The sequence below is a fragment of the Rhodococcus aetherivorans genome (genome assembly GCF_025722975.1).
In the GTDB taxonomy this organism is placed as follows: Bacteria; Actinomycetota; Actinomycetes; order Mycobacteriales; family Mycobacteriaceae; genus Rhodococcus; species Rhodococcus aetherivorans.
The window spans coordinates 5,148,731-5,175,515 of the sequence record NZ_CP106982.1; the positions used below are offsets into that span (position 1 = coordinate 5,148,731).

General features: G+C 68.2%; 22 protein-coding genes. 9 read left to right on the forward strand and 13 right to left on the reverse strand.

The features are described from left to right. Positions 1-35: 35 nt before the first annotated feature. The 10 genes from OCS65_RS23515 to OCS65_RS23560 all read right to left on the reverse strand — a co-directional run bounded on the left by OCS65_RS23515 (position 36) and on the right by OCS65_RS23560 (position 14,540). Positions 36-1,670 (reverse strand): FAD-dependent oxidoreductase, encoded by a 1,635-nt coding sequence (locus tag OCS65_RS23515; protein WP_050034661.1) that lies wholly within the window; start codon positions 1,668-1,670, stop codon positions 36-38. Continuing rightward, entirely contained in the window at positions 1,667-2,899 is a 1,233-nt protein-coding gene (locus tag OCS65_RS23520; protein WP_263507785.1) for a 3-hydroxyacyl-CoA dehydrogenase family protein, read from the reverse strand. The genes OCS65_RS23515 and OCS65_RS23520 overlap by 4 nt, the downstream gene beginning before the upstream one ends. Further along, positions 2,896-5,133, reverse strand: a complete 2,238-nt coding sequence (locus OCS65_RS23525) for a molybdopterin-dependent oxidoreductase (protein ID WP_065922964.1) — start codon at positions 5,131-5,133, stop codon at positions 2,896-2,898. Before OCS65_RS23525 ends, OCS65_RS23520 begins: the two co-directional genes overlap by 4 nt. Beyond that, complete coding sequence (locus tag OCS65_RS23530) at positions 5,123-7,246, reverse strand: molybdopterin-containing oxidoreductase family protein (RefSeq protein WP_263507787.1); 2,124 nt, start codon at positions 7,244-7,246, stop codon at positions 5,123-5,125. Before OCS65_RS23530 ends, OCS65_RS23525 begins: the two co-directional genes overlap by 11 nt. Before the next feature lie 188 nt (positions 7,247-7,434). Then, positions 7,435-8,814 (reverse strand): MFS transporter, encoded by a 1,380-nt coding sequence (locus OCS65_RS23535; RefSeq protein WP_029541596.1) that lies wholly within the window; start codon positions 8,812-8,814, stop codon positions 7,435-7,437. Between the two features lie 34 nt (positions 8,815-8,848). Continuing rightward, positions 8,849-10,414, reverse strand: a complete 1,566-nt coding sequence (locus tag OCS65_RS23540) for a class I adenylate-forming enzyme family protein (RefSeq protein ID WP_006936345.1) — start codon at positions 10,412-10,414, stop codon at positions 8,849-8,851. A 278-nt stretch (positions 10,415-10,692) separates the two neighbouring features. Then, positions 10,693-11,922 carry a CaiB/BaiF CoA transferase family protein gene (locus tag OCS65_RS23545; protein WP_231771955.1) on the reverse strand — a complete coding sequence of 410 codons (1,230 nt, stop codon included), beginning with the start codon at positions 11,920-11,922 and terminating at the stop codon, positions 10,693-10,695. Then, complete coding sequence (locus OCS65_RS23550) at positions 11,919-12,581, reverse strand: PaaI family thioesterase (RefSeq protein ID WP_263507790.1); 663 nt, start codon at positions 12,579-12,581, stop codon at positions 11,919-11,921. Before OCS65_RS23550 ends, OCS65_RS23545 begins: the two co-directional genes overlap by 4 nt. A 10-nt stretch (positions 12,582-12,591) precedes the next feature. Further along, complete coding sequence (locus tag OCS65_RS23555) at positions 12,592-13,359, reverse strand: enoyl-CoA hydratase/isomerase family protein (protein WP_050034657.1); 768 nt, start codon at positions 13,357-13,359, stop codon at positions 12,592-12,594. Further along, entirely contained in the window at positions 13,356-14,540 is a 1,185-nt protein-coding gene (locus OCS65_RS23560) for an aromatic ring-hydroxylating oxygenase subunit alpha (protein ID WP_006936358.1), read from the reverse strand. The genes OCS65_RS23555 and OCS65_RS23560 overlap by 4 nt, the downstream gene beginning before the upstream one ends. Before the next feature lie 72 nt (positions 14,541-14,612). On the opposite strand from OCS65_RS23560, the gene OCS65_RS23565 reads away from it, so the two are divergent. From OCS65_RS23565 to OCS65_RS23595, 7 genes are all read left to right on the forward strand, one after another. Beyond that, complete coding sequence (locus OCS65_RS23565) at positions 14,613-15,209, forward strand: TetR/AcrR family transcriptional regulator (protein WP_043799780.1); 597 nt, start codon at positions 14,613-14,615, stop codon at positions 15,207-15,209. Between the two features lie 398 nt (positions 15,210-15,607). Further along, positions 15,608-17,089, forward strand: coding sequence for an aldehyde dehydrogenase (locus OCS65_RS23570; protein WP_029541576.1), 1,482 nt, complete (start codon positions 15,608-15,610; stop codon positions 17,087-17,089). Positions 17,090-17,094: 5 nt separating this feature from the next. Next, positions 17,095-17,856, forward strand: a complete 762-nt coding sequence (locus OCS65_RS23575) for an SDR family oxidoreductase (protein WP_029541573.1) — start codon at positions 17,095-17,097, stop codon at positions 17,854-17,856. Beyond that, positions 17,853-18,728, forward strand: a complete 876-nt coding sequence (locus tag OCS65_RS23580; protein WP_029541571.1) for an NAD(P)-dependent oxidoreductase — start codon at positions 17,853-17,855, stop codon at positions 18,726-18,728. Before OCS65_RS23575 ends, OCS65_RS23580 begins: the two co-directional genes overlap by 4 nt. Continuing rightward, a complete protein-coding gene (locus OCS65_RS23585; RefSeq protein ID WP_251550360.1) occupies positions 18,725-19,090 on the forward strand; it encodes a carboxymuconolactone decarboxylase family protein in 366 nt (121 codons plus the stop codon). The genes OCS65_RS23580 and OCS65_RS23585 overlap by 4 nt, the downstream gene beginning before the upstream one ends. 47 nt (positions 19,091-19,137) lie before the next feature. After that, a complete protein-coding gene (locus OCS65_RS23590) occupies positions 19,138-19,908 on the forward strand; it encodes an SDR family NAD(P)-dependent oxidoreductase (RefSeq protein ID WP_084648669.1) in 771 nt (256 codons plus the stop codon). A gap of 114 nt (positions 19,909-20,022) precedes the next feature. Next, complete coding sequence (locus OCS65_RS23595; protein WP_263507796.1) at positions 20,023-20,682, forward strand: class I SAM-dependent methyltransferase; 660 nt, start codon at positions 20,023-20,025, stop codon at positions 20,680-20,682. A gap of 4 nt (positions 20,683-20,686) precedes the next feature. Here OCS65_RS23595 and OCS65_RS23600 read toward each other — a convergent pair whose 3' ends face one another. Genes OCS65_RS23600 through OCS65_RS23610 form a run of 3 tightly spaced genes read right to left on the reverse strand, consistent with a single transcriptional unit; the run spans position 20,687 to position 23,743 of the window. After that, positions 20,687-21,787, reverse strand: coding sequence for a glucosidase family protein (locus tag OCS65_RS23600; RefSeq protein ID WP_037200535.1), 1,101 nt, complete (start codon positions 21,785-21,787; stop codon positions 20,687-20,689). After that, positions 21,774-22,505: a class I SAM-dependent methyltransferase gene (locus OCS65_RS23605; RefSeq protein WP_006936380.1), complete on the reverse strand. Its 732-nt coding sequence runs from the start codon at positions 22,503-22,505 to the stop codon at positions 21,774-21,776. Before OCS65_RS23605 ends, OCS65_RS23600 begins: the two co-directional genes overlap by 14 nt. Further along, a complete protein-coding gene (locus tag OCS65_RS23610) occupies positions 22,505-23,743 on the reverse strand; it encodes a glycosyltransferase family 4 protein (RefSeq protein ID WP_006936381.1) in 1,239 nt (412 codons plus the stop codon). Before OCS65_RS23610 ends, OCS65_RS23605 begins: the two co-directional genes overlap by 1 nt. 345 nt (positions 23,744-24,088) lie before the next feature. Between OCS65_RS23610 and OCS65_RS23615 the strand changes: the two genes are divergently transcribed. Both OCS65_RS23615 and OCS65_RS23620 read left to right on the forward strand, forming a co-directional pair. After that, positions 24,089-25,057, forward strand: a complete 969-nt coding sequence (locus OCS65_RS23615) for a cyclase family protein (protein WP_006936384.1) — start codon at positions 24,089-24,091, stop codon at positions 25,055-25,057. Then, on the forward strand, positions 25,054-26,739 hold the full coding sequence (locus tag OCS65_RS23620) for a class I adenylate-forming enzyme family protein (protein WP_263507801.1): 1,686 nt from the start codon (positions 25,054-25,056) through the stop codon (positions 26,737-26,739). Before OCS65_RS23615 ends, OCS65_RS23620 begins: the two co-directional genes overlap by 4 nt. Positions 26,740-26,785 lie beyond the last annotated feature (46 nt).

The window sequence follows — 26,785 nt, forward strand, 5'->3', positions numbered from 1 at the left end:
GATCACACCCGCCTGTTAAATCTAAAGGTTGTTGTTTATTGAGGCAAGTACGAATGGGCGTCCGCACCATGGGCGACGGCGCGCATCGCATCGACCTCGACCAGTTTCCGACGGGCACGGCCTTGACGACGCCCCTCGGTACGTTCGTACCGGTCGATGCGCCGCCAGCCGTCGAAGCCGAACGCGTCCGGACAGCGCGTCTCGACGATCGCCGCCAGATCGTCGCCCGTGCGGCTCGGCCGCGACAGGAGGGCGCGTTCGTGGTCAGCAACGATCGCTTCGACGGTCTCGGCTGCGCAATATCGATTGGTCCCGATCACGCCGGTCGGCCCCCGCTTGATCCAGCCTGCTACGTAGACACCGGATATCGGACGGTTGCCGGCCGGATCGACGACGCGACCTGCGACGTTGGGTATCGTTCCGCGGACCGCGTCGAACGGCAGACCCGACACCGGACGGCCGCGATACCCCACAGACCGCAACACCAGAGACGCGTCGAGGTCCTCGCCGGGCCCCGCCTGGCCGTACGGTGCGATCCGCAGACCCTCGACGCGAGTGCCGCCGAGAATCTCGACCGGCGCGGCCTGGAAGCGTAGCGTGATCCTCCGCCTGCCCGGTTGCGGACGCCGGTGCGCGTACTCGGCGATCGTCTGCAGCTTGATCGAGGCGCCCTCCGGCGCGTCGTAACCGCCGTGGACGGTCACGTCCAGCTCGGGCAACGAGCCCAGCGCCAGCAGTTCCGGTGTCGTGAACGCCCCGTGCTCGGGGCCGCGGCGCCCGAGCACCACCACCTCCTCGATCGCGCTGCGGCGCAGTACATCCAGAGCATGCTCCGCGATGTCGCCGGGCACGAGCCGCTCGGGATCGCGTGCCAGGATCCGCGCTACATCCAACGCGACATTGCCGTTGCCGATCACCACGGCGCGACGCCCCGACAGATCGAACGTACGGTCGGCGTAGTCCGGATGCCCGTTGTACCAGGCCACGAATTCACGTGCGGCAAAGCTGCCCGGCAGGTCTTCGCCCGGGATACCGAGCTTCCGGTCGTCGGAAGCGCCGCCTGCGTGGATCACCGCATGGTGGTGGTCGAGCAGTTCGTCGACGCTGAGGTCACGTCCGACCTCCACACCGAGAAATGCGCGGAAGCCGTTGCGGCCGGCGGTACGGGCGAAGACCCGCTCGACGGCCTTCGTCGTCTGATGATCCGGTGCCACACCGAAGCGGACGAGCCCACCGACGACGGGGAGCCGCTCGAACATGGAGACCTCCACGTCGATGTCACGCCGTTTCAGCAATTCCTCGGCAGCGTAGAAGGCGGACGGACCGGAACCCACGATCGCCACCCGCAGCGGACCGGGCCGCTCGGCGACGACGACGGGCTCCTTCGGCACCTCCGTCGGGCCGGACACGGTCGGGTTCCCCAGGAAGTATGCGGCATTGAGATCCTTGTAGATCTCGGTCTCGGCTGTGAGATCGCTGTCGGGCGCGATCGCCTCCACCGGACACACGTCGGCGCACGCCCCGCAATCGATGCAGGTGTCCGGATCGATGTAGAGCATCTCGGTGCGCGCGTACTGCGCTTCGTCGGGAGTCGGGTGAATGCAGTTCACCGGACACACCGCGACACACGTCGCGTCGTTGCAGCAGGCTTGGGTGACTACGTATGTCATGGATACTCCGGTTGATCGTGTGCTTCCGAACTCTGTTCCGGCGGGAGGAAGCGGTGGCCGTAGCGGTCGGCAAGTTCGCGGGCGCGAGCCGTGAATCCCTCCGCACCACCGGTATAGGACCGCCTGAACGACACGACCCCACCGGTGTGCGCGGGGAATCCGATGCCGAGAACGGATCCGGTGTCTGCGTCGGCCTCGGAACCGATCACACCTTCGTCGAGACAACGCAGCGCTTCGATCACCTCGACGAAGAGCAACCGGTCGCGCATGTCGTCGACCGGGATACTCCGGGTCGTCCCGAACACGTCGCGAAGGCCGGGCCACAATCCGATTCGCGTGCCGTCGGTGTCGTACTCGTAGAATCCGCGTCCCACCGATCGACCGACTCGACCGTGCTCGTCGATCATCCGGTCGCGGACACGGTCCGCACCAGTCGCCCGCCACGCGCCGCCGGCGGTCCCGACAGCGGCTCGGTTCTCTCGCTGCACCGCGCGGTTGAGGGTCAACGTGATCTCGTCGAGCAATTGCAATGGCGGCACCGGGTATCCCGCTTCGAGCGCCGCACGCTCGACGAGGACCGGATCGATTCCTTCCCCGACCGCGACCATCGCCTCGTCCAGATAGGGCTGCATCACCCGGCTGGTGAAGAACCCCCGGCTGTCGCGCACCACGATGGGCGTCTTCCCGAGCTTCCGTGAGTACGTCAAGGATGCCGCGAGAGTGGTCTCCGACGTGCGCGTACCGGTGATCGTCTCCACCAACGCCATCCGGTCGACGGGCGAGAAGAAGTGCATCCCGACGAAGTTCTCCGGACGTGCCAGCGTGGATGCGAGGGTTGTGATCGGCAGGGTCGACGTCGTCGACGCGAGGAAGGTGCCCGAGTCGGTGACGGCCTCGACCGACTGCAGGACCTGTTGTTTGGCGGCGACGTTCTCCGCCACGGCCTCGACCACCAACGAGGCCGGCGCGAGGTCCGAAACCCGTTCGGTAGGCGTGATGCGGGCGAGCAACGCCTGTGAGACCGCCGTATCCGTCGTCCCGGCCTGCAGTGCATGCAGTTCGCGCCGGTCGGCGTACGCCCTTCCGCGGCGCGCACCCCCGAGGGTCCGCGCAACGAGCACGACGTCGGCGCCGGCCCGTGCGCACGTGTACGCGAGGGCCGATCCCATCATCCCGGCGCCGACGACACCGATCGTGGTGCCGGTCAGAGCACCCGACTCCCCGGTCATGACTGCGGCCTTTCCACGCGGGTGACGTCGACGGGGAAACCGTTGAAGATCGGGGCGCCTGTCAGCGGTTCGACCACGGTGTCGTCGACCAGGGCATTGACGTTCGCACCGGGTGCAGCGGCCGAGCGAGTGGTGCGGAGACCACGGCCGTCGTGACCCCACCCGTGCGGCAGGCTCACCACGCCCTGACGCATCGCGTCGGTGATGCGCAGTTCGGCGACGACAGCGCTGGTCTTCGATGCGATACGCACCGTGTCGCCGTCCACGAGGTTGCGTGCGGCAGCGTCGAACGGATTCATGAACAGCGCACACTGACCTGTGTCGGGCTGTGGCAGCGCATTGTGCAGCCAGGAGTTCATACCGCGACGCTGTCGCCGGTTGACGAGGACCAGCTCCGGCACGGGTTGTGCCAGCGTGTCACGCAGGCGCGGCAGGTCGGCGGTCAACGCATCGGGGACGAGGTTGATCCGTCCATTCGGGGTCCGCAGCACCTCGGGGATTCGCGGTTGCAACGGCCCGTAGTCGATGCCGTTGGGATTGCGTTCGAGCAGTTCGAGGGTCAGTCCGCCGGGAACGGCACCGAACCGGTCGCCGTACGGGCCGCTGCGCAACCGCAGGTCCAGCAGCCGCTGCGGGCCGGTGCGGCCCGCGGTCGCCCGTACGACGTCGTCGAGTTCGCAGCCCGCGAGCTTCGCTGCGCGACGGATCGCTGTGGTGGCGACCTCGTCGTCGAGCTCGGTGACCGGCCGCTCAGGTTCGCCACGGACGATTGCCGCGAGGCGCAGCAGGATCTGCCACTCGGGGACCTGGCCCGGACTCGGCTCGAGCAACGGGGCCGTGTACCGGGCCACATTGCGCACCTGGAAGTGGGTGAGCGCGAGGTCGTGGTGGCCCCGCGTCGTCAGCGGTGGAGGTGGCAGGATGACATCGGCATAGCGGGTCGTCTCGTTGAGGTACCCGTCGATGCACACCATGAATTCGAGATCGGCCAGGGCGGCCTCGACAGCGTGGCTGTTCGGAAACGACCGTGCCAGGTTGCCGGAGATCGTGATCAGGCTCCGCACCTGTCCCGGGCCCGGGGTCAGGACTTCCTCGGCGAAACAGACCGCGGGGATCTCTCCCATCGCCTCCGGCATGTTCCGGACCCGCGACCGCCATCGGTCGAACACGAGCGGAGCCTTCGGGTTGGCGGGCCAGGTGGTCGGACCGCCTGCCGGTGGCACGGGGAACATCGCGCCCCCCGGCCGATCGAGGTTGCCGGTCACGATGTTGAGGATCTCGACCATCCAGTTGGCGACCGAACCGAACTCCTGTGTGCACGAACCCATCCGGGAATGGGCAACGGCCGAGTCGGCAGCGGCGAAATCCCGTGCGATCCGGCGGATCACGTCGGCGTCGATACCGCAGATCTCCGCGACCGCGTCCGGGGTGAACTGTTCTGTGAGCCGAAGGACGTCGTCCAATCCGTCGACGTACCCGGTCAGGCGCCCGGGCGCAGCAAGCCCCTCGGTCGCGATCACCGAGACGAGTGCGAGCAGGAGAAACGCATCGGTACCGGGCCGGATGGCGAGATGGAGGTCGGCGACCTCCGCCGTCCGGGTGCGCGCCGGGTCGACCACCACCAGGGTGCCACCGCGCTCTCGCAGCGCTTCCAAACGCCTCCCGATTCCCGGCGCGGTGACGGTGCTCCCGTTCGACACGAGCGGATTCGACCCCAGGATCAGCAGATACGACGTGCGGTCGATATCGGGGACCGCCATTCCGAGCCCGGTTCCGTAGAGCAATGCGTTCGCGTAGTTCTTCGGAAGGGTGTCGATGCTGGCGGGCGAGTAGACATTGCGGGTGCCGATCGCCGAGATCAGCGGCAACGTGTAGAACGACGGGTCCAGGTGGTGCGCGGCCGGGTTGCCCGAGTAGACAGCGCAACTGTTGGGGTCCGCCGCGATGATCGGAGGCAGTCGCCGACCGATCTCGGCAAACGCCTCGTCCCACGTTGCCTCACGGAAATCGTCCCCGTCGCGGATCAACGGAGTGCGGATGACGTCGGGGTCGTTCTCCAGTTGCCCGAGGCCCAGCCCCTTCGCGCAACTGTGCCCTGCGGTGAACACGTCGTCGGGGTTCGGCCTCACCGACGTCACCGTGCGTCCGCCGAGTTCGAAGAGCAGACCGCACGTCGCTTCGCACAGCGGACAGATGCGTGCGCCGACCGTCGTGGCGGAAGTGTCAGTGAGCACCGGCGGGGACCTCCGATTCGACGGCCACCGGCACCGCAGTCATCACCGGCATCGCGTTGATGTTCTGGACTCGGTCGTAGCCGGTCAGGTCGTTGACATTGCTGCCGACTCCGCGGGGGTCCGCGTCGGCGTCGGACGCACCCCAGCAGTGGGTCATCGAGACCGTGCCCTGTCGGACGGTGGGGTCGGTGTGTGCGACAGCCCGGATGCGGCCGTGGGCCGAGCGGATGCGCACGATGTCGCCGTGTTCGATGCCGAGCTGCCGCAGGTCCTGCGGATTCACGTGTGCGGGGTTGTAGCCGAAGCGTGCGAGCCCGCTGACATCCCGGCCCACCGAATTCATCAGCTCCCGCATGCGGCGCACCGTCAGCCGCATGGTGAGCCCGCGTTGTGGCGTCGACTCACCCAGTGCAGCAGCGATTTCTGCGCTCACATCGTCCGGGCACAGGGCGAGGCGATGTTCGGACGCTCCTTCTGCGGGCGGACCGACCACCTTCTCCTCCGGAGGCGCGAGCGTGCCGCGTCGTGCCGACATCACTTCGTCCATGGAAACGCGCCCGCGTTCTGCGAACATCGCGAGCATTTCGTCCGAGGTGGGCGGCACGTCCGGATCGAGCACCCGCCCGGCGAACTTCACCGTGTGCCCGGCCGCAGAGGCAAGGCGGAAGAAGAACTCCCAGTCCTCGATCACGCCTGCGGGCGGAGCCACGAGTCGTGGTGTGTATTGCGCGAAGGGCCGGGCGAAGAAGAACTCCATCAGCAAGGTGTGGTCGGGTCGCTCGTACGCCATCGTCGGCGCGATCACATAGTCGGCCAGCCGGGCGGTGTCGGACATTCGCGTGTCGACGCACACCAAGAGCTCCAGCTCGCTCAGTGCACGTTCGACCTTCTCCCGATCCGGCAGGGCCCGCGCCGGGTTCCCGCCCGAGACCACCAGTGCCCGCACCCGGTCGGCGCCCGGCTCGAGGATCTCGTCGGCAAGAATGCCCGACGGCAGCTCGCCGTTCATCGTGCCGATCCGGCCGATGCGGCTGCGGAACCCGGATTCCCAGGTCCGGTACGGCGGACGAACCTCCGCCTTCAACGGGGTCGTCCGTGCGAGAACGTTCCGGTTGGGTGTCACCTCGCCTTCGCGGAGGTACCGACCGCAGACGACGTTCAGGCACGCGGCCAGGTGTTCGGCGACATTGGAATGCGGGCCCATGCACACCCCGGTGCCCGTTGTCGCCATGCCCCGCCGCCCCGCCGCGAACATCCGGGCCGCGCGGATGACATCGGCGGCCGGCACGCCCGTCACCGCTTCGGTGTGCGCCGGTGTCGCCGGTGCGACCGCCGCGCCGAGCTCCTCGAGGCCGTCTGCGAAGCGCTCGCAGAACCCGTGATCGTGACAACCCTCGGACAGGATCACGTGCAGCAGTCCTGCGAACAGTGCGGCATCGGTGCCGGGGCGGAGCTGCAGGTGCAGGTCCGCACGAACCGCAGTTTCGGTGCGCCGAGGATCGACGACGATGAGCTTCAGCCCTCGCTCGCGCGCCCTGCGGATCGTCACGGACGGGTTCTGGGTGATCGCGCCGTCCCCGTCACCGCCGTTGAGCGACACCATCGGGTTCGTGCCGGCCAGCAGCCACACGTCCGCGGTGTCGAAGCGCTGGCGCCCGCCGAGATACTCCCCCATCCGCGACTGCACGATCCACTTGGCGGACTGATCGATCGTCATGGTCGAGAACAGTTTCCGGGATCCGGTGGTGCGGAACCACGCCCGCGCCATCGGGCCGGTCAGCGCCGCGAAGTTCTGCTGGGTTCCCATGAACAATGCCAGTGCGTCCGGACCGTGCTCCCCCGTGATCGCTTCGAGGCGCTCGGCAATCTCCGCGATCGCCACCTCCACCGGGATGGGCTCGAAGTTGCCGCCGGGGGTGCGGCGCATCGAGGTGGTGAGCCGATCCGGCCCCTGATGGAAGTCGCCACCACGACGTCCTTTCGGACACGAGTAGCCGCCCGACAACGGGTGCAGTCCGTCGCCGACGATGCCGAGGATCCGATCGCCGTCGACCTCCACCCGCACCCCGCACGAGGCGGGGCACAGGCGGCAATAGGACAACTTCACCGGCACTGTCCGCTCCGTCCGCTGTTCGGCAGAGGCGATGGGCTCTGCAGGATGTGATGATCGTCACCGACGTCATCGCAATCTAACATCTGTAGGTAAATGGCACAACATGAGCCTGTTGCGGCGGCCACGAACGGCAAACGGTTATTCACCAGCAGAACTCCATGCGGTGAATAACCGTCAACCGCGTAGGGCTATTCGGCTGCAGCCATGGTGTGGGGTGTCGTAGCGGTCTCGGAACGGCGGTTGCTCTGCGCTCGGCGATTCCGGATGGACATGACCCCGAGAGTCACGACAGCGAGCAGCGTCGGCACGATCGTGAGGAGGAAGATGCTCTGCGCACCCAACCCCGCCGCGATCAGAAGCGCGCCGACCGCCGGACCCGCGATCGAGCCGATTCGCCCGATGCCCATTGCCCAGCCGACACCCGTCGCGCGGACCGCAACCGGATACACCGTGGCTGCGATTGCGATGATGCCGGCCGAGCTACCGGACATGCCGAATCCGACGAAGAAGACCGCCAGCAGCAGCAACCATCCGCTGCCGAGAAGCATTGCGACCAGCGCAGTGAACACGGCTCCGAGCGTGTAGCCCGCCATCACCACGACGAAGCCGTTGCCGATCCGGTCGGTGATCCGGCCGAATGTCAGCGCACCCGTCATCCCGCCGAGGTTGAACAGCGACGCGGCGAGCAACGCGGTCGATGCACTCCGACCGCCTTCGCCGAACAGCGTCGGCATCCAGCTGAGCAGAAAATAGATGACCAGGAAGTTGATGACGAACACGCCCCACAACAGGACCGTGTCGACCGCGCGGCCGCCCTGGAACAGGACGCTCACCGGCGACTTCGTCACGGTCGACGTGTCCTGCACGAACCTGGCCGTGGCGGTGACGCGTGCGTGGGGCGCGATCTCGTCGACGATGTGCGCGGCCTCCTCGTTGCGGCCTCGGGCAACGAGGAACTTCACGGATTCCGGCAGCCACCGCATCGCCACAGCCATCAAGATCAGCGGTAACACGCCACCGACGACGAACAGCGCCTGCCACCCGAACTTCGGGATGAGGAACGCGGCCGCGAAACCACCGACGAAGCCACCCAGCGACATGCCCGCGACCGTCACGGTCACCATCGTCGCCCTCATCCGGGCAGGACTGTATTCGCTCACCATCGCGATGAGATTCGGTGTCACACCGCCGAGGCCGAGACCCGCGATCACGCGCAGCACGATCAGCGCCGTCATGGAGGTCACCAGCGCGGTGGCGAGCGTGAACACCGCGAAGATGACAGTGCACACCATGATGATCCTGCGGCGGCCGTAGCGGTCGGCCAGCGGCCCGAAGAGCAGGCTGCCCACGACCATCGCGCCGGTACTCAGCGCGAGCGCGAAGCCGAAGGACGCGGGCGACAGTCCCCAGTCCGCCGACATGGCAGGAATGACGAACCCGATGAGTTGTGCGTCGATGCCATCGAGGATCGCGAGACCGAGGCACAGGGCGAGGACACGCTTCTGCAGGGATGACAGGGGCGAGTCGTCGATGATCTTGGTGATGTCCACATCGCGGGTACTGCTCACGGTGCGTGTCCTCTCGGAGAAGGGGAAATGAACCTCAGGACCGGGACGTCGCGGCATCCGCCGACTGCGCCTCTCGGGGTACCGGGATCGCATGGGCCGGCGGCGTCTGAAAGCGCTCTCGGAGAACAGCCTTCGCAAGCTTGCCCGAGAAGGTGCGCGGCAGCGGTTCGTCGAGCGCGAGCGCCACCGCGGGGCGCTTGAATCTGGCCAGGTTCCCGCTCGCGACGCACGCGATGTCGGTGACGATGTCGTCCGCCGGCCGTTGACTGTGGAACACCACCATCGGGACCTCACCCCATCGGTCGTCCTTGACGCCGATCACCGCGAGGTCGACCAAGCCGTCGATGCCGTGCAGCGCCTTCTCGATCTCGGCCGGGTATACGTTGAGTCCACCGGAGATGAGCATGTCCTTGCGGCGGTCGACGACCTTGAGGAAGCCGCCTTCGTCCTGCAGGCCCAGATCGCCGGTGCGCAACCAGCCGTCGACAAGCGTGTCCGCCGTCGCCTCGGGCTTGTTCCAGTACTCCCGCATGACGTGCTCGCCGCGCACCAGAATCTCGCCGACCTCGTTCGGTGCGGCGAAGCCACCGGCGATGCTGCCGATGCGCACCTGGGTGCCGGCCAGGGCCAGGCCGGCGAAGCCCGGCCGGGTACGAGCGTCCTCGTAGTACAGCGTCGAGACCATTCCCGAGGCCTCGGTCAGTCCGTATGCCTGGGTGAGCGGCACGCCGCGGCTGTTGTAGAAGTCGAGCAGGTCCAGGCTCACGGGTGCGCCACCGGCGCCGGCGAACGTGAACTTCGCGAGCTTGCGGGTTCCGAAGTCCGGGAGCTGGGCCATGCGCTCCCAGATCACCGGCACTGTTGTGGTCGCGGTGACCTGCTCACGCTCGAACGTGTCCAGGGCGATCGCCGGATCGAACTCGCGCAGCAGCACCATCGTCGATCCCGGCAACACCACGAGCTGCATGAAGATCGACAGGACCGAGCCGGTGTAGACGAGGGGCGCCGAGCACATCACGCGGTCGCGGCGGGAAATGCCGTGGCTGAGCACCTGCGCGATACCGGGCGCGAGTGCGCTGCGATGTGTGACGAGCGCACCCTTCTGTATACCCGTGGTGCCCGAGGTGTAGCAGATGAATGCCGGATCGGACGCCTCGATGTGAACGTCCGGCACGTTTCCGGGGTCGAGCAGCGTCTCGTATGCACGGTGGTCGCTTCCCCCGATCGCGAAGATCTCGAACTCGGTTTCGGCCGCTGCCTCCTCGAGCAACGGAGCCAGCTCGTTCTCCACGATCACGACCCGCGGCGCCGAATCCACGAGCATCGGAGCCAGTTCCTTGCCGAGCAGTCGGAAGTTGAGCGGGACGCTGATCGCACCGAGCTTGAGTGTCGCGAGGATGACGTGCGCCAGTTCCGGTCGATTGAGCATCATCACCCCGACGCGGTCACCCTTACGAACGCCCCGGGCGGCGAGGCCACGGGCCAGCGCGTCGGTGACTGCGTCCACCTCGGACCACGTCTGGGAGGTGTTGCCGAACACGATCGCCTGCTGGGCGGGACGAGTCTTGCCCCAGTATCGAACCAGATCGGTCAGATTCATTGTCGTCTCCTCATGCTCGCCGTGGCGGCGTACCCCGCTCTCGCTCACGGCGGTGGGGGTGCGGCCCGCGCCGGGCCCGTCCACCCGATTCGGACGCGCCTCCGTCGGGCGGCGCGTCTGGAGTTGCTGCGCGACCGTCGGGCCGGATCACCCACCGAGGCGGTGTGTGATCGCCGTCACCGAGGTCGCAGTTAATCTAACATCTGTAGATAGTTGGCACAACAGAATGCGGCATCGAATTCGCACACCCGACTGCGGGGATTCCGACCTTGCCGCCCCTACCCGCGCGAGATCGGTCCCATCGCGTCGGAATGGTCGGATACACTGCGTGTTAACACTTTTCGGAGGACTTCCGCTGTGTCCGCCCCGAGCTCCGGCGGTAGCGACGGCGCGAACTTCTCATCCTGCACCCGGACCGGGCTCACCACGAACTCGAGCTCACCCACTCCCTCGTACTCGACGCGGTACGTGTTCGCGCGACCGGCGAAGTGTGGATCGGCGATCATGTCCCGGACGCTGTTCACCGGTCCACCCGCGATGTCGTGCGCGAGGAACAGCGCGACCCACTCGTCGCGGGTGCGCTGCAGGAAGATCTCGCGAAGCTCGCGGTATACACGGTCGGCGCGCGCCGGCGCTTCCGGATCGGTACCTGCCAGATCGATCTCGAGCAGATCCGGCCGGTCGACGGCCATGCAGAAGTTGCGCCAGAACTTGTCGACGTGCGAGCCGAACAGCACGGCCTCGTCGTCCTTCGTGCGGTACGCCTCGAGTCGCGGCCAATCGGGCAGCCGTCCGTCCGGCAGCCACGTGGGGCGATGGATGGATCGATCCTTGTTGAGTTCGGCATCGACCAGGTCCGGCATCCACGACGCGGCCACGTCGATGCCCGCCACCTCGAGCTTGCAGCCGCGACCGGTGCGATCGGCACGATGCACCGCTGCGAGCAGGCCCATCGCGCCGTAGGCACCCAGCGCGTACATCGCGATCGGCGCAGTCGTGGACCCCGCGATCCCGTCGGTCGGCGGTTCCTCCGGTGTGCGCACGTCGCGCAGCCCCGCGTACGCATCGAACACAGGACCCCCGGTCCCGAGCCGGCTGTAGGGCCCATCGGATCCCATACCCGAGACCGTGCAGAAGACGATCTTCGGATTGACCTCTCGCAGCTGGTCGTAGCCGACACCGAGCCAGTCGAGGTAACCGCTGCGCATGCCCTCGACGACCGCGTCACACGTCCGGGCGAGATCGAGGAAAGCCTGCGCGCCTTCGGGGGACCGCAGGTCGAGTGCAACGCTCTTCTTACCCCGGTTCCACCTCAGATGCATGAACGACGGACCGTCCTGGTCGCCGATCGCGCGGCTGCCGCCGATGCGCACCGGATCGCCGAGCGGCCCTGATTCGATCTTGATGACTTCGGCACCCAGGTCGGCAAGGTGCCCACCGACCGATGCGGGCGCCAGTTGTGCGACCTCGAGGATGCGCATGCCCTCGAGCAACGAGTAACCACTCATACGTCTCCTCCTTCGGAAATATTGAGCGTCTGTTCGGGTTTCAGTTCCACCCAGAGTCCGTCCGCATCGGCGACGAGCACCTCGCCGTGGTACATGGTTCCGCGCATGAACCGCTTGCGTCCGTCCTGTCGCAGGTACTCCGCCTCCACACGGAGTTCGACGTCGAGTGGGGCAGGCGCCCGGAAGTTCACATTCAGATAAGCCGTACGCGCCCAGGGACGTCCGGAATCATTGGCCAGCCGGGCCATGATCTCGTCGAAGATCAGCGGTGTGACACCACCGTTCATCGCGTAACGACCGGCATGGAAGCGCCCGACCGTGACCCGCCCACGAGCGGTCGTTTCCGTCACCGCGTCGATGTGCAGCGGCGGCGCCAGGGCCTGTCCCCGACCGGCCAGATCCCAGCGATGTCCCGCGATCTGATCGTCCTCGCCTACCTCGAGTTCTTCCAATCGCTGTGCAACAGAACGCAGTGTCCCGGCGATACCCGCCGCGGCGGCAGGGTCGGGACGCGACCGCGTGAAAGCCTCCTGTACCGCACGGACTGCGGCGACCAGCTCGGCGAACTCGTCGCCGGCCTCGACGGTCGGATCGAACGGATCGTTCCAGTCCGGATTCCAGATATCGATCGGTGCGTTCGGGCGTAGCGAGACGTCCATGATGCCCCTTTCAGTCGGTTCCCGCACGGGCACCGAAGAATTCCGTGAACATGTCGCCGATGGGGCGAGGGCGCAGCGTGGTGCGTGCGACCGCGTTCTCGCGGTCGTAGCGGCTGCGCAGATCCTTACCATGCCCGGCGAGCAGAAGCGATTTGATCTCCCGGACCGCCTCGGGTGGTTGCGCTGCGATCTGCGCCGCGGCCTCCAGCGCGGTCCCGAGAACGTCACCGTCACCTGCGTATCGGGTGAGCAGGCCCATCCGATATGCCTCGTCGCCGGCGACGGCACGCGAGGTCATGAGCAGATCTCGCGTCTGTCCGGCCCCGATCAAGGTGTCGAGCACCCAGGTCAGGTTCGCACCACCGTACTTCGCCGCAGTCACGGTGAATTGTGTCGACGATCCGCCGACCCGTAGGTCGGAGCAGACAGCGAGCAGTGTCCCGGCGCCGTACGACACGCCCTGAACTGCCGCGATCGTGGGCTTGGCGAATTCGAGATACCGCCAGAGCAGTTCCTCGCGCTCGAGCATCGCCTCCAGGTTCGCGTCCGACGACAGTGCCGCGAGTTCCTGCAGGTCGTACCCTGCCGAGAAGGCGCGCTCACCGGACCCGGCGACCACCACGACCCGGACGGCGTCGTCGCACGCTGCACGGGTCAGCGTCTCGTCGAGTGCCCGTTGCAGCGACAGCGAGATCGCGTTGTGTACCTCCGGACGATTCAACGTCAGTTGCAGTACACCCGGTGCGGGAGACGATTCGAGCAACTCACGCGAGGTCATGTCGTCACGCCGGCCTTCTTCCGCCGCTCCTCCGCGATCGCAGCGGCATCGCCCGAGATCATCTTGTGGAAGACCTGCCCAGGCAGTTCGTTCCGTCCGTAGACGAGTTCGTCCACCTGGCCGTGCGCGACGTTGTCGGTGATCGTCTTCGTGACGAACCAGTCCTCCGCGTGGAGAGTCTCCATCAGGAGTTCCCAGTTCTTCTCGAGTACCCGCTTCTCCCGGGGAGTCGTGGGTTCGGCCGGAGACAGCAACCGGATGGTGCAGTACGAGACGTTGGGATCGTCGACGTCGGGGACGATGGTCCAGACCTCGAAGTGATTCGGCTCGGTGACCAGCATCGTGCCGGGATAGATCGTGTAGTTCGCGAGCGAGTAGTCGCGGACATCGAAGGAATCCGGATCCGCATCGCGAACCTCCGTGATCGCCTTGCGCGCCACAACGATTCGCCACGACCTGTCGACGAGATCGAAGGCCGTGATGTTGCCCTCGAGGAAGTTGCACACGGTCTTGGTGTGCAGCTGGCACAGATGGTAGGAGTCCTGCACGCCGTCGACCGCGATCTTCCAGTTCATGTCGAGCTTCCAGGTCTCCTTGCGGACCTGGAACGACGTGGCAATACCGGTGTCGGCGACCTCGGCGTCGTGCTTCTCACCGAGCACCCTCGCGATGTCCAGTTCGGCACCGACCGTCGGCACGACCCAGACGAGCCCGTGCCGCACCTCGCACGGGAACTCGACCAGCCCGTACTGCGATCGATCCAGGCCGTCGAACCCTTCGGCGTGAGGCATTCCCCGCAGCGCACCGTCACGGCCGTACGCCCAGTTGTGGTAGGGGCAACTGAAGAGGCGCTTGCATCCCGATTCCTCGAATTCGACCTTGGAACCTCGGTGCCGGCACACGTTGGAGAACGCCTTGACGCTGCCGTCGGACTGCCTGATCACCAGCAGCGGCGTGCCGATGAGCTCGGTGGTGACGAAGTCGCCGGTCTTCTTCAGCTCGTCGATGTGCGCCACGATGTGCGGAAATCGGCGCACGGCGTCACGTTCGAGGCTCGCCAGTTCGGGGTCGTTGAACACGGAGAACGGAACACGAAGCATCTCGTCCGCGTAGTCGGTGCTGTTGTTGTCGACGTGCGCGATCAGGCGCCGAGTGAGGTCGATCTTGTCTTCACGCTGCATGACCCCAGCGTGGCACATGAGACATGTGGCGTCTAGTGTCTTATCCAGATTACCCGGCGGTATGGTGCATGCGTGGCACACAAGACGGACACCGAGACCACGGACGTCGGCGCAGCGATCCTTGTCGCCGCCGAATCATGCTTCGAACAGTTCGGTATCACGAAGACCACGATGGCCGACGTCGCGCGAGCCGCAAACATGTCCCGGGCGACCGTCTACCGCTACTTCTCGGACCGCGAATCGCTCATTGTGGCGTCGATCGTCCGCCGCGCACGGATGAACATGGAGCCGTGGCGAGTGCGCATCCGGAAGTACCCGACATTCGGCGAACGGATCGTCGAGGGCCTGTGCGCCAATATCCGCCGAGGCCTCCGCGACCCGATGATCCATCTCCTCGTTTCCCCCGCCGAGGCAACACTCGCCACAACCCTGCTCGCGACCTCGGGCCGTGCCGTCCAACTCACCCGCGAACTGTGGGAGCCGATTCTGCTCGAGGCCCGGGAGTCCGGAGAGCTTCGCGCCGATGTCGATCTGGACCTGCTCTACGAATGGCTGTCGGAGATCGAGATGAACTACATCAGTGCGCTCGGCGCCAGTGCGGGCTCGCTCGACCGGTTGCGGGCGAAGCTGTACGCGTTCGTCGTGCCGTCGCTACTCGCCCGCCCGTAGACCCCGCGGGACCACCACTCCCCATCGACGCCGCGCGATCGGGCGTTCCCCGCCCGCTCCGGGCCGATCACTCGACCCCGTGGGGAGCCGGCCCCGGAGGAGCCGCCGAGGCTCGGGGCCGCGGCGTACCCACGCCGGGGACCGACCGTCGTGCCGTGCGCCGACTCGTGCCCAGGCCCATCGTCCGGCCCCACCGCACGCGTGCCGCTTCGCCGGGCGACGCGGGGCATTGCGTCACGCACTTGTCCGAACTATAGTCCAGACAACTGTCCAGACAAGGGGCACCCGAGGCACGCAGCGAAGGCGTCAGCATCGCGTACCGACCGGTCCCCGCCATGTGCGCATCCGAATCTCCTACTACACCTGACACTTTCCAATCTCCAGAACGGAAACGTCCGATGTCCCTGATTCCCGGCGACAGCTCGGCTCTGCTCGTCGACGGCAAGCTGGTTCCCGGCTCCGGCGGCACGTTCGAGGTCGTGAACCCGGCCACCGCGGAGGTGCTCGGCACCGCCGCCGACGGCACCGCCGCCGACATGGACGCCGCGATCGAGGCGGCCCGTCGCGCCTTCGACACCACCGGCTGGTCCCGCGAGCACGCCTTCCGCGCCCGCTGCCTGCGTCAGCTCCGCGATGCGCTGCGCGGCCACATAGAGGAACTGCGGGCGATCACCATCGCCGAGGTCGGCGCACCCCGGTTCCTCACCTCCGCCGCCCATCTCGAGGGCCCCGTCGACGATCTCGGGTACTTCGCCGACCTGGCCGAGAACTACCCGTGGCAACAGGATCTCGGCAATGCCGCGCCGATGGGCATCCCCACCCACCGCTACGTGCTCCGCGAGGCGGTCGGTGTCGTCGGGGCGATCACACCGTGGAACTTCCCGCACCAGATCAACTTCGCCAAGCTGGGTCCCGCGCTCGCCGCCGGCAATACGGTGGTGCTCAAGCCCGCGCCCGACACCCCGTGGTGCGCCGCGGTCGTGGGCCGGATCCTCGCCGAGGAAACCGACATCCCGCCGGGCGTCGTGAACATCGTGACCTCGAGCGACCATGCCGTCGGCGCCCTGCTCGCCACCGACCCGCGGGTGGACCTCGTGTCGTTCACCGGCTCCACCGCCACCGGCCGGTCGGTGATGCGCGCCGCCTCGGAGACGCTGAAGAAGGTGTTCCTCGAACTCGGCGGAAAGTCGGCGTTCATCGTGCTCGACGACGCCGACCTCGGAGCCGCATGCTCGATGGCCGCCTTCACCGTGTGTACCCACGCCGGGCAGGGCTGCGCCATCACGACCCGTCTGCTCGTCCCCCGGAACCGCTACGACGAGGCGGTCCGCGTCACCGCCGACGCCCTGCGCGGCATCCGGCCCGGCGACCCGAACGAGCCCGGCACGGTGTGCGGTCCGCTGATCTCCGAGCACCAGCGCGCACGGGTCGAGGGCTACCTGCGGCTCGCCGTCGAGGAGGGCGGGACGATCGTCGTCGGCGGCGGCCGTCCCGCCGAGCACCGGCGTGGCTTCTTCCTCGAACCGACGCTGATCGCCGGGGTCGACAACACCGCTCGCGTCGCCCGGGAGGAGATCTTCGGGCCGGTCCTCGTGATCCTCCCCTACGACGGCGACGACGAGGCGATCCGCATCGCCAACGACTCCCCCTACGGCCTGTCCGGGGCCGTCTGGGGCACCGACGAGGACCGGGTCCGCCGGGTCGTCGAGGGGGTCCGCACCGGCACCTTGGGCGTCAACGGAGGCATCTGGTACGCCGCCGACGCTCCCTTCGGCGGCTACAAGCAGTCAGGAATCGGCCGCGAGATGGGTGTGGCCGGATTCGAGGAATACCTGGAGACCAAGCTCGTCGCCGAACCGGCGACGAAGCAGAGAGGCTGACGAACATGACCCGCAGCACAACGCGTTTCGCCGACCGCACCGCGATCGTCACCGGATCGGCGCAGGGAATCGGCGAGGCGTACGCCAGAGCCCTTGCCGCCGAGGGCGCCTCCGTCGTCGTCGCGGACATCGACACCGAACGCGGCGAGCAGGTCGCCGAGCAGATCGTCGCCGACGGCGGCATCGCCGTCTTCAAGACCGTCGACGTCTCCGATCCCGACTCGGCCACCGAGCTCGCCGCCTTCACGGTCGAGACGTTCGGCAGCATCGACCACGTCGTCAACAACGCCGCCATCTACGGGGGCATGAAGCTCGACCTGCTGCTCACCGTCCCGTGGGACTACTACAAGAAGTTCATGAGCGTGAACATGGACGGCGCGCTCAACATCACCCGCGCGGCGTGGCCGCACATGACGGACCGCGGCGGTTCCGTCGTCAACCAGTCGTCGACCGCCGCGTGGGTGTACTCCGGCTTCTACGGCCTGGCCAAGGTCGGTGTCAACGGCCTGACCCAGCAGCTGGCCGTCGAACTCGGCGGCTCGAACATCCGCATCAACGCGATCGCCCCGGGTCCGATCGACACCGAGGCCACCCGCACCGTCACGCCGGGAAACATGGTGGCGGACATGGTCTCCACACTGCCGCTGAAGCGGATCGGTACGCCCGGGGACCTGGTGGGAATGTGCCTGTTCCTGCTCTCCGACGAGGCGAACTGGATCACCGGGCAGATCTTCAACGTCGACGGCGGCCAGGTGATCCGCTCGTGACCAGGCTCGGCTACATCGGCCTCGGCAACATGGGCGCGCCGATGGCGAAGCGGCTGCTGGACCGGCCGGGTGGGCTCACCGTCCTCGACGCCCGGCCCGAGGCCGTCGAGCCGTTCACCGCGGCCGGCGCCCGGGTCGCCGGCGACCCCGCCGACCTGGCGCGCGACTGCGACGTCGTCTGCGTCACCGTGGTCGACGACGCGCAGGTCCGCACCGTCGTCGCCGGGCTGCTCGACACGGCCCGGCCCGGCACGGTGATCGCGGTCCACTCGACCATCGCCGACACCACCGCCGTCGAGCTCGCCGCCGAATGCGCCGACCGCGGCGTCGAACTGGTCGACGCGCCTGTCAGCGGCGGGGCCCCCGGCGCCGAGCAGGGCCGGCTCGCGGTGATGGTCGGCGCCTCCGACGCGGCGTTCGACGCGGTACGCGAGCCGTTCTCGCGGTTCGCCGACCTCGTCGTGCACGCCGGTCCGGTCGGCGCGGGCACCCGGATGAAGCTGGCCCGGAATCTACTGCACTTCGTGTCGTTCACCGCGGCCGCGGAGGCGCAGCGCCTCGCCGAGGCGGCCGGGCTGGACATCACCGCGCTCGGGAAGGTGGTCCGCCACACCGACGCGATCACCGGTGGCGCCGGGGCGATCATGCTCCGGGACACCACCGCACCGATCCCGCCGGACGACTTCTGGTTCCCGATCCTCGACCACGTCCGCGCCCTGGGCGAGAAGGACCTGTCGCTGGCCCTCGGCCTCGGCGCCCGTCTCGGCGTCGACCTGCCCCTGGCCACGCGGGCACTGACCGGTCTGGGACCCGGACTCGGCGTCGGCACCGGAGACGTCGAGAGCCGGAACCGACAGGAGGAACGCATATGACCGACGATCGCCGCCGCCGCGGCCTGGACATGATGTCGAAGGTGTACGGCTGGGAGATGCAGGACGGGCCCGGCGACCACTTCGCCGTCACCGCGGACCACCTGTTCGCCGACATCTGGTTCCGGCCCGGGCTCAGTATCCGCGACCGGCGGCTGCTGCTGCTCGGTGCGCTCACCGCACAGGGACTGATCGACGTGGCCGAGATCCAGGTCGGCGCCGCCCTCCACAACGAGGAACTCGACGAACAGCAGCTGAAGGAGATCGCCCTGTTCCTGTGCCACTACGTGGGGTGGCCGCTCGGCACCAAGCTCGACTCGATGATCGGCGGCGTGCTCGCCGAGCGCCGCAAGGCGGCGAAGTGAGCCTGCCACCGGCTCACCGTGCGGCACGAGAACACAGGGAGTGACGAGTGCAGGACTTCGCGGACCGGCCGGGCGCGGCCCTCGTGGCCGGCGGCACCGGCGGGATCGGCCGAGCGGTGTGCCGGGTGCTGGCCGAGCGCGGCAGCGACGTCGCGTTCATGTTCCGCCGCAGCGGGGCGGCCGCCGCAGCCCTGACGACCGAACTGTCCGCGCTCGGCGCGAAGGTGCTGTCGCTGCAGGTGGACCTGGGCGACAGTGCCGCGGCCGCCGGCGGCGTGGACGCGGTGATCGAATCCTTCGGTGCGCTGCACACTCTCGTCTACGCGGCGGGGCCGCACGTACCGATGCTGCACCTGAGCCGGGTCACGCCCGCGCAGTTCCGCGACCAGCTCGTGGGCGACGCGGGCGCGTTCTTCAACCTCGTCCGTCCCGCCCTGCCCCGGCTACGGGAGTCGCGGGGCAGCATCGTCGCCGTGACCACCGCCGCGACCCGCCGGTTCCCCGTCCGGGACGGTCTGTCGGCCGGACCCAAGGGTGCGATCGAGGCCCTCGTGCGGGGCCTGGCGGCCGAGGAGGGACGGTTCGGTGTGCGCGTGAACGCGGTGGGGCCGGGCATGCTCACCGACGGCACGGCCGCCCGGCTGATCGGGTCCGGCGATCTCGACGAGCACGCACTGTCGTTCGCGCGGAACAACATTCCGCTGCGCCGCTTCGGCGACGCCGAGGACATCGCCGAGGCGGTCGCGTTCCTCGCCTCGGACCGCGCGGATTTCGTGTCCGGGCAGACACTCGACGTCGACGGCGGTTACGGCGCGTGACCGGCGCCCACCGTGCGCGGGGTACCGCACCGGAACCGGCGATGGGTAATGTGCTCGTCAGTACACGCCGCTTCAGCACCCGCCACCGGACCGCAGCGAACGGAGACCGCCGTCATGACCCGTACCACCCTACCCCGGGAGATGATCGAACTCGCCGAGGCGACACCGGGTTTCATGCCGATCGACGAGGGCACGGCCCTGCACGACGCCGCGGTGCGCTACCTCGGTGACGGTGTCGGTGTCGAGGTCGGCACCTACTGCGGGCGCTCGACCGTCTATCTCGGTGCCGCCGCGAAGGCCACCGGCGGCACGATCGTCACGATCGACCATCATCACGGGTCCGAGGAGCACCAGCCCGGGTGGGAGTACCACGATCCGGCCCTCGTCGACGCGCACACCGGCCGGCTCGACACGGTGGGCCGGTTCCGCCACACCCTCGCCGACGCGGACCTCGAATCCCACGTCGTCGCGGTGCTGGGGCGGTCGTGCCAGGTCGCGGCGTTCTGGCGGACCCCGGCGGCGTTCGTGTTCGTCGACGGCGGTCACAGCAGCGAGGCGGCGCAGGCGGACTACGCGGGCTGGGCTCCCTGGGTGCGTGTCGGCGGGGCCCTGATCATCCACGACGTGTTCCCCGACCCGAAGGACGGCGGACGACCCCCGTACGAGGTCTACCTGCGCGCGCTCGGCAGCGGCGAGTTCGCCGAGGTGTCGGTGACCGGGTCGCTGCGGGTGCTCGAACGCACCGGTGGCACCGTCGGAGTGCTGCCGGGCTGACGGCTCAAACCGTCACCCGGCAGTCCTCGTGGCAGTTCTCGGTCGCGACCCATCCGGAGGGTGCGGCGGCATCGCGGAACACACCGTTGCCCGCGGTGCTGCGTGAGAGCGCGTCGGCGGCAAGGATCACGGCGGCACTGGTCCAGGAGCTCTTCTCCACGGGCCAGCGCTTACCGTCCGTGAAAACCATTCCGGTCCAGTACGACCCGTCCGGATCGCGCAGATGCTGCATGGCCGCGAGCAGTTCCCGGGCCGTCGTGGCCTCACCGATCGCGTCCAATGCGAGCACGAGTTCGCAGGTCTCGGCCCCCGTCACCCACGGCCGATGGTCGACGCAGCGGATTCCGAGACCTCCGACCACGAAATCGTCCCAGCGTTCCCGGATCCGTTGCCGGGCCGGCGCACCGCGCACCGCGCCGCCGAGGATCGGGTAGTACCAGTCCATCGAGTACTCCGGTTTGGGCGCGAACGCCTCCGGGTGCCGGCGCAGCACGTGCCCGAGCCGATACCACGCGACCTCCCAGTCCGGGTGGGGATCGCCGACCACCTCCGAGAGGCGCAGGCCGCACTGCAGGCTGTGGTGGATGCTCGAGCACCCCGTCAGCAGGGCCTCGTCGGCCGCGCCGTGTTCTCCTCGTGCCCAGTAGATCTCACCGCCGGGCGCCTGCAACTCGAGCACATGGTCGAGGGCCGTCCGCACCGTCGGCCACAGCCGTTCCACGTGGTCGACGTCGCCTGTGACGAGGTAGTGGTGCCACACCCCCACCGCGATGTATGCGGTGAAGTTCGAGTCGGCGTCGTGGTTTTCGACGGCGTCCTCGCGGAACTGCATGGGCCACGAGCCGTCCGGCCGCTGGGTGCGACGGGACCAGTCGAAGGCCGCCTCCGCCTCTTCGAGCAACCCCGCGGCGGTGAGAGCCATCGCGGACTCGATGTGGTCCCACGGATCGGTGTGACCACCGGGGAACCACGGGATCGCTCCGGAGGACTCCTGCATGTCGGCGATCGCGCGGGCGGTGTGCAGGCACTGTTCCTCGGACAGCACTCCCGGCACGGCCGGAACCGCCGGCCGTGCCCCGCCGGGGCGGAAGTCAGCGGCCGGCAACGGGAACCGTCGGCTTCTCGAGGTAGAACACGACGCTCTTGCCGAGCACCGGGTTCAGCAACGACTCGGCGGTGCGCGTCAGCCACGGCCCCTGCATCAGGTCCCACACGAGGAGCCGGTGATACGCCTTCGTCAGGGGGTTGTCGTCGTTGTCGACGCCCACAGCGCATTTGAGCCACCAGTACGGCGAGTGCAGGGCGTGCGCGTGCTCCCGGCCGCGCACCGTCAGGCCTGCCGAGGTCAGCTCGGCCGCGAGCTCGTCGGCCTTGTAGATCCGCACGTGCCCGCCCTCGACCTCGTGATACGCGTCGGACAGCGCCCAGCAGATCTTCTCCGGCAGCCACCGCGGCACGGTGACGGCCGCGACGCCGCCCGGCTTGAGCACACGCACGAATTCGGCGATGGCACGGTCGTCCTCGGGCACGTGCTCGAGCACCTCGGAGATCAGCACGACGTCGAAGGTCTCGTCGTCGTAGGGCAGGGCGAGGGCATCGCCCACCTCGGCCCGGGCTAGGGCACCCTCGGGAACCTGGCCCTCGAGCTCCATCGCCGCGAACATGTCGCCGACGGCCTTCATGTCCTCCGCGCTGCGGTCGAACGCCACCACGTCGGCGCCCCGACGGTAGAGCTCGAACGAGTGCCGGCCCGCGCCCGCCCCGATGTCGATGGCACGGTCGCCGGGCTTGACCCCGAGCCGGTCGAAATCGACTGTCAGCATCAGGTGTTCGTCCTTCCTGCCTGCGCCGCCACGGTGTCCTGGTAGGCCCGGACGGTCCGGGCGGCCACGGCCGCCCAGCTGAATCGCTCGAGCACGCGTGCCCGTGCCACCGACCCGAGGCGGATCTGCTCGGCGGGATCGTCGAGAACCCGCGCCAGCGCCGCGGCCAGCTGTTCGCTGTCCCCCGGAGGCACGAGGATGCCCGCGTCGCCGACCACCTCGGGGATCGCGCCGGCGCGGCTCGCGACCAAGGGGGTGGCGCAGGCCATCGCCTCGACCGCGGGCAGCGAGAACCCCTCGTAGAGCGACGGGACCACAGCCACCTGCGCCGAACCGAGCAGCTCGGCCAGCTCGCGGTCGTCGATCCCGGAGACGGTGCGCACCGCGTCGCCGATGGCCAGTTGCTCGATCAGCTTCTCGGTGACCCCGCCGGGCGCGAGCCGGGTGACGAGCACCAGCTCGACCCGCCGTTCGGTGCGCAGCTTCGCCACCGCCTCGAGCAGGTTGGCGACGCCCTTGAGCGGCGCGTCCGCGCTGGCCACGCACACGATGCGGCCGGGCACGCGCTCGGCCGTCGGCGGGGCGAAGACCTCGGTGTCGACGCCCAGCGGGATCGTGCGCAGCCGCCCCTCGGGGATCTCGAAGGCGGTACGGATGTCGTCCTCGGAGGACTTCGAGACGGTGAGCAGGGTGGGGATGCGCCGCGCCACCCGGGCCTGCATGCGCAGGAACCCGTACCAACGGCGCAGGGTGAGCTTGCGGCGCAACGTCGGCGCGCTCGCGAGGTCCAGTTCCCGGTCGCGGGTGATCGGGTGGTGGATCGTCGCGACCAGTGGCAGGCCCGCGTCCGCGATGCGGAGCAGGCCGTAGCCGAGGCACTGATTGTCGTGCACGACGTCGAACTCGGCGGCCCGGGCCCGCAGCAGCCTGGCGGCGCGCAGGCTGAAGGTCAGCGGCTCCGGAAAACCCGCCGTCCACATCGTGCCCAGCTCCAGGAGGTCGATCGCGTCGCGAATCTCGCGCGGGTGCGGAAAGCGGAACGGATCGTCCTCGCGGTAGAGGTCGAGACTGGGCACCTTCACCAGGGTCACCCCGTCGTCCAGCTCGGGGTACGGCTGGCCGGAGAACACCTCGACGTCGTGGCCGAGCGCCGCGAGCTCGCGGCTGAGGTGTCGAACGTACACGCCCTGACCACCGCAGTGCGGCTTGCTGCGGTACGACAGCAGAGCTATTCGCACAGATCACCTCGTTCGTCGTGTCGCCGGAGCGGGTCCGTCCAGAAGATCGAACTCACTCTAGAACATGTTCTCGTCCGACGTGCAACCCGGCGCAGCCCTGCGGATCAGCGCCGGAACCGCACCAGGTCCAGTGCAAACTGAACGTACAGGGTGGCGAGCCGTTCCGCCGTCGAAGACCCGCCGGGACGACACCGGACCGGGCCTGCGGTGCGCATTGCGAGCGGGCGGCGCGCCCTCGTCCTCCGCGGGTTGACACCCGGCGATGTGACCTACACCATAAGCGCACGCTTACCGTACGAACGCTCGGTGAGCGACGAGTGCACCTCGACCCGAAAAGGAGACGGTATGTCCGACGCCCCGTCCATGCGCGAACTGCTCGGCGACGACGCCCCCAGCAACTGGGGACGCTGGGGCGCCGACGATGAGCTCGGAGCTCTGAACTTCCTCGGCACCAAGGAGGTTCTCGGCGGAATCGGCGAGGTCAAGTCCGGCGACGTGTTCACCCTGCAGATCCACATGGGCCGCAAGGAGGCCCCCGGCGATCCCCTGTGGCCCAGCCGCAGCGGCATCGATCGCCGCAACACCCTCGACGAATCGTCGTGGGACGGCGAGGACGCTCCGCAGTTCCCCGGCGGACTGCACTACGCCGACGACACAGCCACCCTCTTCCTGCAGGGCTCCACCCAGTACGACGCCCTCGGCCACGTCTGGTACGACGGCAAACTCTGGAACGGATACGACGCGCGCAGCACCGTCGGCAGCATGGACAAGGCCTCGGTGCTGCCGATCGCCGAGAAGGGCGTTGTGGGCCGGGGGATCCTGATCGATATGGCGCGCCACCGGGGCAAGGACTGGCTCGGCGCCGGCGAGACCTTCGACCACAACGACCTCGAGGCGGCCGCCGCCGCCCAGGGCGTGACCATCGAACCGCACGACATCCTCGTGATCCGGACCGGCTGGCTGAAGTACTGGTACAGCCTCGACGACACCACCGAGTTCTACACCGACTTCTGCGAACCCGGCCTGACCTACAGCCGCGAACTGGTCGAATGGTTCCGGAACCGGGAGATCCCCAACCTGGTCACGGACACCATCGCCAACGAGGTGACCACCGACCCGGCCAGTGGCGTGGCGCTGCCCCTGCACTGCGCGCTCATGCGCAATCTCGGTGTGGCCCTCACCGAGATCGCCTGGCTCGAGGACCTCGCCGACGCGTGCGCCGCCGACAACCGCTGGACCTTCCTGTACACCGCGGCACCACTGAAGGTCGTGGGCGGCACGGGCGCTCCGGTCAATCCGGTCGTCATCCGATGAGCGCAGCCGGACCCCGCGACGCACGCACGGGCGTCTACGACAGCAAGCCTTGGCTCGCGCGCTACGCGCCCGGCCTGCCGATCCGCATCGAGCCGGAGTACACCGACGCGCTGGAGATGTTCCGCGCCACCGTCGCTCACGATCCGGACGCGGACATCATCCGCTACTTCGACGGGCGCCTGACCCGCCGCGAACTCGACGAGCAGTCCGACGCGTTCGCGGCCGCACTGACGGCCCACGGCTTCCGCCCGGGTGAGCGGGCGGCGCTGTTCCTGCAGAACGTCCCGCAGTTCGTCGTGGCGCAGCTCGGTGTCTGGAAGGCCGGCGGCATCCCGGTCTCCGTCAACCCCATGAACAAGGAACGCGAGCTCGGCGAAATCCTCCTGGACTCGGGGGCTACCGTGCTCGTCGCACTCCAGGGGCTGTACCGGGACGTCGCACAGCACGTCGTCGCCGGCACCGCCGTCCGGATCGTGATCACCACGTCCGAACTCGAATACCAGACCCGCGGAGACGAGCGGATCTTCTCCGGCATCGAACGCCTCGATCTGCCCGACACCCTCGACCTGCAGACCCTCCTGGCCGAGTTCCGGGGACGGCCCGTCCCCGTGCACACTCTCGGCCCGGACGACATCGCGTTCCTCACCTACACGTCCGGTACGACCGGGCCACCGAAGGGCGCGATGACCACTCACCGCAACGTGGTGTTCAACGCCCGCACCTACCGGGAATGGGTGGGACTCGGCGCGGACGACGTCGTGCTGGGAATCGCCCCGCTGTTCCACATCACCGGGCTCGTCGGGCACATCGCTGTCGCCCTGCTGACAGGTGCGCCGCTGGTGTTGATGTACCGGCTCGACCCCGGCGTGACCCTCGAAACGGTGGCGGTGGAGCGGGCGACGTTCACGGTCGGCTCGATCACCGTGTTCATCGCGCTGATGAACGCCCCCGGCGCCCGCGGGGAGTCGCTGAAGACGCTGACCAAGATCTTCTCCGGCGGAGCGCCGATACCACCGAGCACCGTCGCGGCGTTCGAGAGATTCTCCGGGACGTACATCCACAACATCTACGGCCTCACCGAAACCACCTCCCCCTCGCATGCGGTTCCGTTCGGCACCCGGGCTCCGGTGGACGAGGCGTCCGGCGCCCTGTCGGTCGGAGTCCCGACCTTCGACACCGTCGTGCGGATCGTCGACGAGGACGGCAACGACCTTCCCGTCGGTGCGGTGGGCGAGCTCGTCACGTCGGGCCCGCAGGTGGTCGCCGGCTACTGGAACAAGCCTGAGGAGACCGCGACCGCACTGCCCGGGGGTGCCCTCCACACCGGGGACGTCGGGTACATGGACGCCGACGGCTGGTTCTACATCGTCGACCGCAAGAAGGACCAGATCAACGCCGGTGGGTACAAGGTCTGGCCGAGAGAGGTCGAGGACGTGCTCTACGAGCACGAAGCGGTGCGCGAGGCCGCGGTGGTGGGGGTGGTGGACAGCTACCGCGGCGAGACGGTCAAGGCGTTCGTCAGCCTCCGTCCGGGGCATTCGGTCACCGCGGAGGAACTGATCGCCTTCGCCAGGGAGAGAATGGCGGCGTACAAGTACCCGCGGCTGGTGGAGATCATCGACGAGATCCCGAAGACCGTGTCCGGCAAGCTTCTTCGCCGGGAACTCCGGGCCCGCGGCTGAACCGGTCGGGACGGCGAAGGCCCGGTCCGTTTCGGGACCGGGCCTT